Genomic DNA, 13631 nt, shown 5'->3' with positions numbered 1-13631 from the left:
GGAGAGACCCCCGTCATGACCGACAGCACCGCCATCCGCTGGGAGAAGGACGAGACCGGCGTCGTCACGCTCGTCCTGGACACCCCCGGCCAGTCCGCCAACACCATGAACCAGGCGTTCCGCGAGGCGCTGCACGCCGTCGCCGACCGCCTTGAGGCCGAGAAGGACTCGATCCGCGGCGTCGTCGTCACCTCCGCCAAGAAGACCTTCTTCGCCGGCGGCGACCTGCGCGAGCTCATCAAGGTCACCCCGGAGACCGCCCACGACCTCTTCGAGGGCGGCCTGGAGATGAAGCGCGACCTGCGCCGCATCGAGACCCTCGGCAAGCCGGTCGTCGCCGCGATCAACGGCGCCGCCCTCGGCGGCGGCTACGAGATCGCCCTCACCTGCCACCACCGGGTCGCCCTCGACGCCCCCGGCTCCAAGATCGGCCTGCCCGAGGTGACCCTGGGCCTGCTGCCGGGCGGCGGCGGCGTCGTGCGCACCGTCCGCAAGCTCGGCATCACCGACGCCCTGCTCAAGGTGCTGCTCCAGGGCACCCAGTACAGCCCGCGCCGCGCCCTGGACAACGGCCTGGTCGACGAGGTGGTGGACACCCCGGAGGAGATGACCGCCCGGGCCCGCGCCTTCATCGACGCCCACGCCGAGTCCGCCCAGCCCTGGGACCTGCCGGGCTACCGCATCCCCGGCGGTTCCCCGTCGAACCCGAAGTTCGCCGCCAACCTGCCGGCCTTCGCGGCCAACCTGCGCAAGCAGACCAACGGCGCCCCCTACCCGGCCCCGCGCGCCATCCTGGCCGCCGCGATCGAGGGCTCCCAGGTCGACTTCGAGACCGCCCAGGTGATCGAGTCCCGCTACTTCGCGGAGCTCGCCGCGGGACAGACCGCCAAGAACATGACGCAGGCGTTCTTCTTCGACCTTCAGGCCGTCAACTCCGGCGCCAACCGCCCCCAGGGGATCGAGCCGCGCAAGGTCACCAAGGTCGCCGTGCTCGGCGCGGGCATGATGGGCGCCGGCATCGCCTACTCCTGTGCCATGGCCGGCATCGAGGTCGTCCTCAAGGACGTCTCCGCCGAGGCCGCCGCCAAGGGCAAGGCCTACTCCGAGACGCTGTGCGCCAAGGCCGTCTCCCGCGGCCGCACCACCCAGGAGAAGGCCGACGCCCTGCTGGCCCGCATCACCCCGACCGCCGACGTCCAGGACCTGGCCGGCTGCGACGCGGTGATCGAGGCGGTCTTCGAGGACACCGGCCTCAAGCACAAGGTGTTCCAGGAGATCCAGGACGTCGTCGCCCCCGACGCGCTGCTGTGCTCCAACACCTCCACCCTCCCCATCACCGAGCTCGCCGAGGGCGTCGAGCGCCAGACCGACTTCATCGGCCTGCACTTCTTCTCCCCGGTCGACAAGATGCCGCTGGTGGAGATCATCAAGGGCGCCCGCACCGGCGACGAGGCGCTCGCCCGGGCCTTCGACCTGGTCCGCCAGATCCGCAAGACGCCGATCGTGGTCAACGACTCCCGCGGCTTCTTCACCTCCCGCGTCATCGGCCACTTCATCAACGAGGGCGTCGCCATGGTCGGCGAGGGCATCGAGCCCGCCTCCGTGGAGCAGGCGGCCGCCCAGGCCGGCTACCCCGCCAAGGTGCTCAACCTGATGGACGAGCTGACCCTCACCCTGCCGCGCAAGATCCGCAAGGAGACCAGGGAGGCGGTCGAGGCGGCAGGCGGCACCTGGGTCTCCCACCCGGCCGAGGCCGTGGTGGACCGGATGGTCGACGAGTTCGGCCGCACCGGCCGCAGCGGCGGCGCCGGCTTCTACGACTACGTGGACGGCAAGCGGGCCGGCCTGTGGCCGGGCCTGCGCGAGCACTTCACCGAGCCGGGCCACCGCATCCCGTTCGAGGACATGCAGGAGCGGATGCTGTTCTCCGAGGCCCTGGACACCGTGAAGCTGATCGAGGAGGGCGTCCTCACCTCGGTGGCCGACGCCAACATCGGCTCCATCATGGGCATCGGCTTCCCGGCCTGGACCGGCGGCGTGCTCCAGTACGTCAACGGCTACCCGGGCGGCCTGCCGGGCTTCGTGGCCCGGGCCCGCGAGCTGGCGGAGAAGTACGGCGACCGGTTCCAGCCGCCCGCGCTGCTGGTCGAGAAGGCGGAGAAGGGCGAGGTCTTCACCGACGCCCGCTGACCCCCGTGCCGGCGGCCGGCCCCGCCCTCAGGGCCGGCCGCCGAGCCAGCTCAGCAGTTCCTGGCGCAGCGACCGCTGGAAGGCGGTCAGCAGCGCCTGCACCACCAGCGGCTGCATGTGCGCCGACAGCGACCGCACCGACTCGGCGTCCTGCTCGGCCGACGCCTCGCGCAGCAGCCCGGACAGCGCCTGGGCGGCGGACCGGGAGTGCTCGGTGAGCACCGCGCGCGCCTCCAGCAGCGTCTCCTGGGCGAACGGCATGTCCAGCACCTCCACGCACAGGCGCAGCAGACCGGTGTCCACCCGGAAGGCGTCCTCGCCCTGGCGGTCCACCACGTCCAGCTGGGCCAGCCGCTCGAGGTCCTGGTCGTCCAGCGGGCGCCCGGCCAGGCGCTCCAGGCCCGCGCGGTCCAGTGTCTCGGCGTTCTCCGGGGCCCAGGAGGCCACCACGGCCCGCTCCAGGGCCAGGTCGTGGGCGGTCACGTCGTCCGGGAGCCCGCGCAGGTGACGTTCGATGCCGGCCAGCGTCATGCCCTGCCGCTGCAGCTCCTCGATCAGCGCCAGGCGCGCCAGATGCTCCGGTCCGTACCGGCCGACCCGCCGGGGGCCGATCTCGGGCGGCGGCAGCAGCCCGCGCGTGCTGTAGAAGCGCACGGTCCGGACCGTCACGCCGGCGCGCGCGGCCAGCTCGTCGACCGTGAGCGTGGGCCCCTGGGTGTCGGTCCTCATGCGCAACAGTATTGCTGTCTCACCACCACTGCGAAAGACGCGATGTGAACTCCGCCACTGCGCATCGTCATGCGGAATGAGAGATTCACTCCCGGCCCGCACCCGTAGGACGCCAAAAGCGCCGGTGGCGGGCCGTGTACCGTCCGACCCCCGCGCCACCAGCGCACCGGGGAGCAACAGAGTGGAACACGCGTGAGCAAGGACGTCGCGACCGCCACGGTCACGAAGCCCCTCGACGGCCCGGCGGCCACCGGCCCGGGCGCCGAACCCCCCGCGGACGCCGGGGACGCCGGTTACAGCAAGGACCTCAAGGCCCGGCACATCAACATGATCGCCATCGGCGGGGCGATCGGCACCGGTCTCTTCCTCGGCGCCGGCGGCCGCCTGGAGAGCGCCGGCCCCGCCCTCGCCCTGGCCTACCTGGTCTGCGGCGTCTTCGCCTTCTTCGTGGTGCGGGCGCTCGGCGAACTCGTCGTCTACCGCCCCTCCTCGGGCTCCTTCGTCTCCTACGCGCGGGAGTTCCTCGGCGAGAAGGGCGCCTACGTCGCCGGCTGGATGTACTTCGTCAACTGGTCCACGACCGGTATCGCCGACATCACCGCGGTGGCGCTCTACACGCACTACTGGAGCCTGTTCTCCGACATCCCGCAGTGGGTGCTGGCCCTGGCCGCGCTCGCGGTGGTGCTCACCGCGAACCTGATCTCGGTGAAGTACTTCGGCGAGATGGAGTTCTGGTTCGCCATCGTCAAGGTCGCGACCCTGGTCGTGTTCATGCTGGTCGGCATCTTCCTGCTGGTCGCCGGGCACGACGTCGGCGGTACCACCCCCGGCCTCTCGGTGATCACCGACAACGGCGGACTACTCCCGCACGGCGTCCTGCCCGTCGTCCTGGTGATGCAGGGCGTGGTCTTCGCCTACGCCTCCCTGGAACTGGTCGGGACGGCCGCCGGCGAGACGGCGGAGCCCCGCAAGGTCGTCCCGCGCGCGGTGAACTCGATCATGTGGCGGGTCGGCCTCTTCTACGTCGGCTCCGTGGTGCTGCTCGCGCTGCTGCTGCCCGGCTCGGCCTACTCCGGCGACGAGAGCCCGTTCGTCACCGTGCTCTCCCGCATCGGCGTGCCCGCGGCCGGCGACGTGATGAACCTGGTGGTGCTGACCGCCGCGATGTCCTCGCTGAACTCGGGCCTGTACTCCACCGGCCGCATCCTGCGCTCCATGGCGGCGGCCGGCTCCGCGCCGCGGTTCACCGGCGTGATGAACCGCAACCAGGTGCCCTACGGCGGCATCCTGCTCACCGGTGCGGTCTGCGTGCTGGGCGTGGGCCTCAACTTCCTGATGCCGGGGCAGGCCTTCGAGATCGTGCTCAACGTGGCCTCGCTGGGCATCATCAGCACCTGGGTGATCATCATGGTCTGCCACCTGGTGTTCGTCCGCCGGGCCAGGGCCGGACTGCTGACCCGGCCCGCCTTCCGGCTGTGGGGCAGCCCGGTGACGGAGATCGTCACCATCGCCTTCCTGCTCGCCGTGCTCGCCCTGATGTGGGGCGATCCCGAGGTCGGGCGCAGGACGCTGCTGCTGATCCCGGCCATCGCCGCCGCGCTGGTGGCCGGCTGGTTCGCCGTCCGCCGCCGCGTCACCCGTCCGGAGGACGCCGGGGCGCCGGCCCCGAAGCGGGGCTGACCCGCGCCGCGTGCGGCCGGGACGCCCCGCCCGGCCGCACACGGGGAGCGACACCAGGATTACGCGGGTGAGAAACGCGGGATACGTGGTAGCTGCGTAGCGGAACCAGACCAAGATCCGCTCGGCGAAAGGTGCCGCAGTGTCGCAAGACGTTCCCGACCCCTCGCAACACCACCACAAGGGCTCCCTGCCCGGCACCGAGGCCGGCCTGCCCGGTCCTCAGCACCAGGGCACCGACTGGGTGGTCTTCGGGGTGACCGCGGCGCTGACCCTCTCCTTCGTCCTGTGGGGCGCGTTCGGCACGGACTCCCTGGAGGACGTCTCCGGGACGCTCCTCGGCGAGCTGATCCACAACTGCGGCTGGGCCTTCGTGCTGGCCGCCTCCTGCTTCGTGATCTTCGCCCTCTGGCTGGCGATCAGCCGCTACGGGCGCATCCACCTGGGCTCGGAGCACGAGAAGCCGGAGTTCCGCACGGTCTCCTGGATCGCCATGATGTTCAGCGCCGGCATGGGCATCGGCCTGATGTTCTGGGGCGTCAGCGAACCGCTGGCCCACTTCGTCGACGCCCCGCCCGGCACCCGGCCCGGCAGCGTCGGCGAGCGCATGTCGACCGCCATGGCGACCACCCTCTTCCACTGGACCCTGCACCCGTGGGCCATCTACGCGGTGGTGGGCCTCGGCATCGCCTACAGCACCTTCCGCAAGAAGCGCCGGCAGACCATCAGCTCGGTCTTCACCCCGCTCATCGGACGCCGGCACGCCGAGGGGGCCGTCGGCCGGGTCATCGACATCCTGGCCATCGTCGCCACGGTGTTCGGCTCCGCCGCCTCGCTCGGCCTCGGCACCCTGCAGATCGGCTCCGGCATGCAGGAGGTCGGCTGGCTGGAGAAGGCCGGCACCGGGCTGCTCGTCTCCATCATCGCCGTGCTGACCCTGGCCTTCGTCCTGTCCGCCGTCTCCGGCGTCGAACGGGGCATCCAGTGGCTCTCCAACACCAACATGGTGCTGGCGCTGGTGCTCGCCGTCTTCGTCTTCGTGGCCGGCCCCACCATCGTGATCCTCGACCTGGTGCCCACCTCGCTCTTCGCCTACCTGGGCGACCTGCCGGAGCTGGCCGGGCGCACCGAGATCAGCGGGGGAGCGACCGTCGACGAGTGGCTGTCCAGCTGGACGGTCTTCTACTGGGCGTGGTGGATCTCCTGGACGCCCTTCGTCGGCATGTTCATCGCCCGCATCAGCCGCGGCCGCACCATCCGTCAGTTCATCGGCGGCGTCATCCTGGTCCCCAGCACGGTCAGCCTGATCTGGTTCGCCATCTTCGGCGGCTCCGCCATGCAGCTCCAGTCCCGTGACATGCTCGGCGACGCGTCCACGGTCGAGGGGCGGCTCTTCGCGGTGCTGCGGGAGTACCCGATCGCCACGGCCACCTCGCTGCTGGTGATGATCCTGGTCGCGATCTTCTTCGTCTCCGGCGCGGACGCCGCCTCGATCGTGATGGGCACGTTGTCGCAGCGCGGCGCGCTGGAGCCGCAGAAGCCGCTGGTGGTCTTCTGGGGCGTGGTCACCGGCGCGGTGGCCGCGATCATGCTGCTCGTCGGCAGCGGCAAGGGGGACGCGCTCACAGGGCTGCAGAACCTGACCATCCTCGCCGCGGCCCCCTTCGTGCTGGTGATGATCGGGATCTGCTGGGCGCTGATGCGGGACCTTCGGCGCGACCCGCTGATGCTGCGGGAGGAGGCGGCCAGCGAGGCGCTCGAGGACGCGGTGGTCACCGGCTACCGGAAGTTCGACGGCGACTTCGAGCTGCAGGTGCGACCCGCCCAGGGCAACGGCCCCGCCTCGGGCTCCACGATGGCCGACGACTCCCCGATCTGACACCGCTCGCACGGCCCGGGCCCCGCGGCGATGCGCGGGGCCCGGGCGTCCGGCCGTCACCGAGGACCCAGGGTCAGGGGGTCACGCCGCAGGTGGGGTCGGCGAGGGCCGTCACGGTGTACGGGGGGTGGCCCGGCGGCTCGTCGTTCTGGCTGTTCACCACGTAGAGACGGCAGCCGTGCACCGCGAGTGTGGTGGGCAGGTCGAGCGCCCCGTCGGTGAGGCGGTGGGTCACCGTGCCCGTCCGCAGCTCGGCGTCGAGGCGGGCGATGTAGACGCCGTGCGGGGCGCCGTAGTTGAGTACGGCGTAGAGCGTCCGGCCGCGCAGCACCATGCCGTCGGCGCCGAAGGACTGGTCCCCGAGGTCGAGCGGGGCGACCTCCTTGTCGTCGGTGTCGACCCGCCACACGGCCTCGGTGCCGTTCGAGGCCACGAGGAGCGTGGAGCCGGACCCGTCGGCCACGATGCCGTTCAGGAGCCAGTAGCGGGCCGGGAACTGCGGGAACGCGGAGCGGATGTCCAGCCAGGGTTCGAGGGGGCCCAGCGTGGAGCCCCGGATCTCCGCACGGTGGATGACGGGGTTGTCCCAGTCGGTCACGTACACCGCGTCCTTCGTCACGGCCAGGTCGTTGAGGCGGGGGGCGCCGAGCGGTCCCGCCTGTGCGGTACGGCTGGCGAGGAGCCGTCCGTGACGGTCGTGGACCGTCAAGGTCGCGCCCCCGACGGACAGGACACGGCCGCGCCGGTCGGTGTGGACGCCCAGGGTGCTGGAGCGTCCCTCCAGTCCGCGCGCCGGGAACGGCTTCAGGTCCGGGTCGCCGACGCGGCCCCGGTACAGGGTGCCCAGGCCGTCGGACGAGACGAGCATCGTGCCGTTCGGGGTGACGGTGATCCCCTCGGGCAGGACGCCGTCCTCCCGGGAGACGACGTAGGTGTCCGGCAGGTCCCGTGCGACGGCCGGGGCGGGCGCGCCGGCGAGGGTCGCGATCAGGAGCGCGGCTGCGAGGCAGGCTGTTCGGGCGGGGACGCGGCGCATCGGCGTGACCTCCGGGGATGTGGCGGTGGGAACGGGACATCGGCTCGGCGCGCGGTGGCGGGCGAGCAGCGGAACCAGGTCCGGCGGCGGGAAAGGAGCCGGACGGGAGGAGCGTGCGGGGTTCGCGCGCGGAACGCACGGCCTTTCACCCCTGGGTGAAAGGCTCCGCCGGGCGGATAATCGGCCGGCATGATCCGTCTTCACTTCACCGCCGACGACCTGCGCCGGATCACGCTGGCCCCGGCCGCCAACGCCCTGTCCGAAACCGCCCTGAGCGTGCGGCTCAGCCTGCGCCTCGGGGCCCGGGGAGGCGTGGGACGAGGGCCCGTGCCCGCGCACCGTCCGCGGTCCGCCGCCCGGGAGTGGCACCGGTCCCTGCGTCCGGGCGCCGCCGCCCGGGCCGGTGTGCTCGCGGAACTGGTCGCCGAGGACGGGTTCCTACCCGACTTCCTGCTCCAGCCCGCGGCGCACGACTTCGCGGAGGGCCTGGACGCGGCCGCGTCGACGCCCCCGGAGCGGCTGGCGCTCGACCTCGGTGTCCCGGACCCCTCCGGCCGGCACAGCGGTCCGGACCGGCCCGGCCGCTGGGCGCGCCGGCTCGCGCAGGGCCCGTCGGCGGCGACCCGCGCCCTGCGCGAGGACACCCGCCGCTACTTCGAGACGCACGTCGAGCCGCTCTGGCCCCGGATCCGTCGCGACACCCTCGCCGACCGCGCGCTGCGGTCGGAGATGCTGCTCCGCGGCGGTGTCGACGCCCTGCTGACGACGCTGGGCACGACCTGGCGGTGGCAGCCGCCGACGCTGCACCTGCCCTCGCCGTCGACGTACGACGTTCCCCTCTGCGGGCGAGGGCTGCTGCTCCTGCCGTCGTGGTTCACGACCGGGCCGATGGTGATGTACCGCCCCGAGGCGCCGACCGTCCTGGTCTATCCCCTGCACGACGGGGCCGACGGCATCGCCGCCGACGACGACGGCCGGCCGGAGGCGCTCGCGGCGCTGCTCGGCCGCACCCGGGCCCACGTGCTCGGGCTGCTGCGGTCCCCGGCCACCACGACGGCGCTCGCCGAGCGCGCCTGCGTCTCGCTCGCGGCGGCCAGTGGGCACGCGGCGGTCCTGCGGGCGGCGGGGCTGGTCGACACCGTCCGCACCGGGACGGCGGTCCTGCACAGCCTCACGCCCCTCGGACACTCCCTGCTGGAAGGCTGACCCCGCCCGCCGCCCGCCGCCCGCCGCCCGCCGCCCGCCTGCCCGACCACGCCGCCACCGAGGACGACCCACGCCGCCACCGAGGACGACTCCCCGGCGCCGGAACCGGCGCCGGGGAGTCGTGAGGTCCGCGAGCGGTGGCCGTCCCGGCCCCCGCCACGCCACGTCACCCCGCCAGGGCCGCCGCCTCGTGGGCGCAGCCCCAGGCGACGGTGACACCGGCGCCGCCGTGTCCGTAGTTGTGCACCAGCACACGCCCCCCGGCGCGGGTCTCCCGCTCCAGGCGCACCGATGGCCGCGCGGGCCGCAGCCCGACCCGGTGCTCCAGCACCCGCGCCCCCGCTATCTCCGGCCGCACCGCCGCGCACCTCGCCACGATCGCCTCGGCGGTCGCCGGATCCGGCTCGGTGGACCAGTCGCCCACCTCCGCCGTGCCCCCGAGCAGCAGCCGCCCGGGCTGCGGCAGGAAGTACGTGGAGCCCTTCCGGTCGTCGGCGACCGAGGTCAGCCAGGTGTCCACCCCCGGGTTCTCCACGACGACCAGCTGCCCCCGGACGGGATGGACCGAGCCGTCCGGCACCAGCTCCCGCGCCCCGAGCCCGGTCGCGTTCACCACCACCGGCGCCTCGGCGGCCGGCTCGTCCAGTGAGCGCGCCTCGCGCCGCTCCAGCACCCCGCCCGCTGTGCGGAAACGTTCCCGCAGCCAGGGCAGATGGACCCGCATGTCGATCAGCGGCACCCGCGCCCACAGCCCGCCACCGGGACATTCCCCGGGCGTCGCCTCCCGCAGCCCGGGAACCCGCGCGGCCCAGGGGCCGAGCTCGCCGAGGAAGGCGCCGCCGTGGACGCCCGCCACCATGCGCACCCCGGTCTCCTCCGGCCGGGCGGCCAGCGCGGCGTACACCTCGTAGGAGACCAGCGACCAGTCGCCGACCCGCTCCTCGGGCTCGATCCGGTACGGCCACCACAGGCCGCCCGCCACCTCCGAGGCGGCCGGCAGCGCGGAGCCCCGGTCCCACAGCCTCACCCGACGGCCGCTCTCCGCCAGCACCACGGCCGTGGTCAGGCCGATGACGCCGCCGCCGACGACGATCACTTCACCGTGTCGATCCCGTTCCATCCGCGGACCGTAACGGAATGCCAGGGACCGGGAACAGGGCGCCCGCACTGTGGGAATACTCGGACCATGGCTGCCGAGCACGCGACGCACGCGTCCTTCGCCCTCGCCCCCGCGACCCGCGCGGGCGCGGTCCTCGCCGGCGGGGCGCACGTCACCCACCGGGACTTCACCGACTTCGTCGTCGACGGGCGTCCGCTGCTCTTCCGCCTCGCGGACCTGGACGCGGTCTCCCCGCTCGCCGCCGACGTGCCGCCGGTCATCTTCGCCGAGCAGGTGCGCGCGCTGCTGCTGGAGGCGCCGGCCCCGCTGCCGGGCGGGCGGTACCTCGTCTACGGCTGCCCCGAGTGCGCCGACCTCGCCTGCGGGGCGGTCACCGCGGTCATCGAGCGGGACGGCGAGGACTACGTGTGGCGCGACTTCGCCTGGCAGAGCGACGACCACCCCGACCTGCGGCTCAACGGCTACCACGGTCTCGGCCCCTTCCGTTTCCGCGGGGCCGAGTACTGCGAGGCCCTCACCGGCCTCCTGGAGTCCGCCCGCGGCACCGGGGCGCGGGGCCGCCGGGTGCTGCTGATCGGCGCGCGGGCCGCCGTGCTCAACAAGCTCGCCGCCGCCCTGCGGTCCATCGGTATAGGGGCCGACATCGGCGACGACCCGGCCGAGGTGCCGCCGGAGGAACTGCGTGCCTACGGGGTGGTGGCGTTCGGACGCGCGGTGGGGGAGGAGCGGCGGCACGAGGTGCGTGCCGCGTTCCGGCGGGCGGGGGCCGAGGTGGCGTACGTCGACGGCCTCGCCCCGGTGATCCCGCTGCTGGTGGCGCAGACCGAGGAGGCCCTGGACCGGCGCCCGGAGGACCGGCGCCGGCTGGCCGCGCTGCGGGCGACCGAGCGCGAGGCGGTGGTCGAGGTCAGCTCCGACTGCCGTGTGGGCCTCACCGTCTACCGCATGGACCGGCTCCGCCGCACCCACGAACACATCGCCTTCGACGACGTGCTGTCCCGTGGCAGCCACCGGCTCCCGCTGGACCCCGGCGTGGTCCGGGGCGACGCCTTCCTGGTCGCCCGCACCTCGGGCGAGGTCCGCGTCGCGGCCGTCCCGCACTGACACCGGGCCGGGGCGGAAACAGCGCAGCCCCGGCCCCTCGGCCTCACCCGGCCGGGGCCGCCCCGCCTCGTCGCTCGCACCCGGCGGCGTTGGAGGGCGCGGTGGGGGTCACCCGGCGGTGGGGTCAGAGCAGGCCGGCCCGGCGCAGGGCGTCCGCCATCGCGCTGTCGGCGGGCGGCTGGGCGCGGCGGCCGTCCCCGCCGCCGCCCCGGCCCTCCATCGGCCGGCGCTGCTGCGGCGGACGCTGCCCGCCGCGCTGCTGCTGCCGCTCGCCGCGGGCCGGATGCTCCGCGGTCTTCTCGTCCTCCAAACGCAGCGTCAGCGAGATCCGCTTGCGCGGGATGTCGACGTCCAGCACCTTCACCCGGACGATGTCACCCGGCTTCACCACGTCCCTCGGGTCCTTGACGAAGGTGCGCGACATCGCCGAGACGTGCACCAGGCCGTCCTGGTGCACGCCGACGTCGACGAAGGCGCCGAAGGCGGCCACGTTGGTGACCACGCCCTCCAGGATCATCCCCGGCTCCAGGTCGGAGATCTTCTCGACGCCGTCCTTGAAGCTGGCGGTGCGGAAGGCGGGCCGCGGGTCGCGACCGGGCTTCTCCAGCTCCTTCAGGATGTCGGTCACCGTCGGCAGACCGAAGGTGTCGTCCACGAACTGCTCGGGGCGCAGCGAGCGCAGCACCGAGGTGTTGCCGACCAGCGAGGCCACCTCCTGCCCCGTCGCCTTCACCATCCGGCGCACCACCGGGTACGCCTCCGGGTGGACGCTGGAGGCGTCCAGCGGGTCGTCGCCGCGGATCCGCAGGAAGCCCGCGCACTGCTCGTACGCCTTGGGCCCGAGCCGCGCCACCTTCTTCAGCTCCGCGCGCGAACGGAACGGACCGTTCTCGTCACGGTGGCGGACGATGTTGTCCGCGAGCGAGGAGGAGATGCCCGAGACCCGGGCGAGCAGCGGGGTGGAAGCCGTGTTGACGTCCACACCGACGCCGTTCACGCAGTCCTCGACCACCGCGTCCAGCGAACGGGACAGCTTCACCTCGGACAGGTCGTGCTGGTACTGGCCGACGCCGATCGACCGGGGGTCGATCTTCACCAGCTCGGCCAGCGGGTCCTGCAGCCGCCGCGCGATGGAGACCGCGCCGCGCAGCGACACGTCCATCTCGGGCAGCTCCTGCGAGGCGAAGGCGGAGGCCGAGTACACCGAGGCGCCCGCCTCCGAGACCATCACCTTGGTCAGGTTCAGCTCCGGGTGCCGGGCGATCAGGTCGCCGGCGAGCTTGTCGGTCTCCCGGGACGCCGTGCCGTTGCCGATGGCGATCAGCTCGACGGCGTGCTGCTTCGCCAGCCGGGCCAGCTTGGCGATCGCCTCGTCCCACCGGTTGGCGGGCACGTGCGGGTGGACCACGTCGGTCGCGACGACCTTGCCCGTGGAGTCCACCACCGCCACCTTGACGCCGGTGCGGAACCCCGGGTCCAGGCCGAGCGTGGCGCGGGTGCCGGCCGGCGCGGCCAGCAGCAGGTCGCGCAGGTTGGCGGCGAACACCCGCACCGCCTCGTCCTCGGCGCCGGTGCGCAGCCGCAGCCGCAGGTCGATGCCCAGGTGCACCAGGATCCGGGTCCGCCAGGCCCAGCGCACGGTGTCCTTCAGCCACTTGTCGCCCGGACGGCCGCGGTCGGCGACGCCGAAGCGGTGGGCGACGATCCCCTCGAAGGACGAAGGGCCCTCCACCGGCTCCTCGGGCTCCAGGACGAGGTCGAGGACCTCCTCCTTCTCGCCGCGCAGCAGCGCCAGCACCCGGTGCGAGGGCAGCTCGGCGAACGGCTCGGCGAAGTCGAAGTAGTCGGAGAACTTCGCGCCGGCCTCCTCCTTGCCGTCCCGCACCTTCGAGACCAGCCGGCCCCGCGTCCACATCCGCTCGCGCAGCTCGCCGATCAGGTCGGCGTCCTCGGAGAACCGCTCGGTGAGGATCGCCCGGGCGCCGTCCAGCGCGGCCTGCGGATCGGCGACGCCCTTGTCCGCGTCGACGAACGCGGCCGCGGCGGCGAGCGGCTCCACCGACGGGTCGGTGAGCAGTCCCTCGGCCAGCGGCTCCAGCCCGGCCTCGCGGGCGATCTGCGCCTTGGTCCGCCGCTTCGGCTTGAACGGCAGGTAGATGTCCTCCAGGCGGGCCTTGGTCTCGGCCTCCCGGATGCGGGCCTCCAGCTCCTCGGTGAGCTTGCCCTGCTCGCGCACCGACTCAAGCACGGCGGTGCGGCGCTCCTCCAGCTCCCGCAGGTACCGCAGCCGCTCCTCCAGGGTGCGCAGCTGGGCGTCGTCCAGCCCGTCGGTCGCCTCCTTGCGGTAACGGGCGACGAACGGCACCGTCGACCCGCCGTCCAGGAGATCCACCGCGGCCTGGACCTGCCGCTCCCGTACGCCGAGTTCCTCGGCGATCCTGCCTTCGATGGACGCTGCCAGGGGTGTCGTCACGATCCCGTACCGCCTTCTGAAGCCTCGAGGTTGCGCGGCAATTCTGGCAGGTCGCGCGGACGACGGCGGTCAGGGCATGCGGGCGACGGAGGTCAGGGCGTACGCGGACGCGCGAAGGCCCGGCCGCGGGGGCCGGGCCTTCGCGCGTTTCTCGCGCTCACGACGCACGCACAGGAGCGCTCATGGCACGCTCACGACGGGACGCGCGCTCAGGCGC

9 protein-coding genes are annotated in these 13631 nt (G+C 73.2%); 5 read left to right on the top strand and 4 right to left on the bottom strand.

All coding sequences use genetic code 11. The features are described 5' to 3' along the window. Positions 1-15 precede the first annotated feature (15 nt). Positions 16-2190 (top strand): 3-hydroxyacyl-CoA dehydrogenase NAD-binding domain-containing protein, encoded by a 2175-nt coding sequence (locus tag ABT026_RS29470; protein WP_351118238.1) that lies wholly within the window; start codon positions 16-18, stop codon positions 2188-2190. Between the two features lie 27 nt (positions 2191-2217). On the opposite strand, the gene ABT026_RS29465 is transcribed toward ABT026_RS29470, so the two are convergent. Further along, positions 2218-2919, bottom strand: coding sequence for a MerR family transcriptional regulator (locus tag ABT026_RS29465; RefSeq protein WP_351118237.1), 702 nt, complete (start codon positions 2917-2919; stop codon positions 2218-2220). A gap of 192 nt (positions 2920-3111) precedes the next feature. Between ABT026_RS29465 and ABT026_RS29460 the strand changes: the two genes are divergently transcribed. Next, entirely contained in the window at positions 3112-4599 is a 1488-nt protein-coding gene (locus tag ABT026_RS29460) for an amino acid permease (RefSeq protein ID WP_351118236.1), read from the top strand. Positions 4600-4738: 139 nt separating this feature from the next. Further along, positions 4739-6475 carry a BCCT family transporter gene (locus ABT026_RS29455; RefSeq protein WP_351118235.1) on the top strand — a complete coding sequence of 579 codons (1737 nt, stop codon included), beginning with the start codon at positions 4739-4741 and terminating at the stop codon, positions 6473-6475. A 73-nt stretch (positions 6476-6548) separates the two neighbouring features. Here the strand turns inward: ABT026_RS29455 and ABT026_RS29450 are convergent, their stop codons facing one another. After that, entirely contained in the window at positions 6549-7511 is a 963-nt protein-coding gene (locus tag ABT026_RS29450) for an SMP-30/gluconolactonase/LRE family protein (protein ID WP_351118234.1), read from the bottom strand. Positions 7512-7700: 189 nt separating this feature from the next. On the opposite strand from ABT026_RS29450, the gene ABT026_RS29445 reads away from it, so the two are divergent. Next, the gene (locus ABT026_RS29445) at positions 7701-8717 is read left to right on the top strand and encodes an ArsR/SmtB family transcription factor (protein ID WP_351118233.1); all 1017 of its coding nucleotides are present in this window, start codon (positions 7701-7703) and stop codon (positions 8715-8717) included. A gap of 166 nt (positions 8718-8883) precedes the next feature. Here ABT026_RS29445 and ABT026_RS29440 read toward each other — a convergent pair whose 3' ends face one another. Continuing rightward, a complete protein-coding gene (locus ABT026_RS29440) occupies positions 8884-9837 on the bottom strand; it encodes an FAD-dependent oxidoreductase (protein ID WP_351118232.1) in 954 nt (317 codons plus the stop codon). Positions 9838-9903: 66 nt separating this feature from the next. Here ABT026_RS29440 and ABT026_RS29435 point away from each other — a divergent pair, with 66 nt between their 5' ends. Then, the gene (locus ABT026_RS29435) at positions 9904-10941 is read left to right on the top strand and encodes an oxidoreductase (RefSeq protein WP_351118231.1); all 1038 of its coding nucleotides are present in this window, start codon (positions 9904-9906) and stop codon (positions 10939-10941) included. Positions 10942-11065: 124 nt separating this feature from the next. Here ABT026_RS29435 and ABT026_RS29430 read toward each other — a convergent pair whose 3' ends face one another. Further along, entirely contained in the window at positions 11066-13414 is a 2349-nt protein-coding gene (locus ABT026_RS29430) for a Tex family protein (RefSeq protein ID WP_351118230.1), read from the bottom strand. Positions 13415-13631 lie beyond the last annotated feature (217 nt).

The sequence above is a fragment of the Streptomyces sp. NPDC002734 genome, assembly GCF_040295685.1.
In the GTDB taxonomy this organism is placed as follows: Bacteria; Actinomycetota; Actinomycetes; order Streptomycetales; family Streptomycetaceae; genus Streptomyces.
This window is presented reverse-complemented; position numbering and strand designations above follow the sequence as displayed.

Bases quoted from the DNA above. Each gene is read 5' to 3' on its own strand.
- ABT026_RS29470 (WP_351118238.1), top strand. From the start codon at position 16: ATGACCGACAGCACCGCCATCCGCTGGGAGAAGGACGAGACCGGCGTC.
- ABT026_RS29465 (WP_351118237.1), bottom strand. From the start codon at position 2,919: ATGAGGACCGACACCCAGGGGCCCACGCTCACGGTCGACGAGCTGGCC.
- ABT026_RS29450 (WP_351118234.1), bottom strand. From the start codon at position 7,511: ATGCGCCGCGTCCCCGCCCGAACAGCCTGCCTCGCAGCCGCGCTCCTG.
- ABT026_RS29445 (WP_351118233.1), top strand. From the start codon at position 7,701: ATGATCCGTCTTCACTTCACCGCCGACGACCTGCGCCGGATCACGCTG.
- ABT026_RS29440 (WP_351118232.1), bottom strand. From the start codon at position 9,837: ATGGAACGGGATCGACACGGTGAAGTGATCGTCGTCGGCGGCGGCGTC.
- ABT026_RS29435 (WP_351118231.1), top strand. From the start codon at position 9,904: ATGGCTGCCGAGCACGCGACGCACGCGTCCTTCGCCCTCGCCCCCGCG.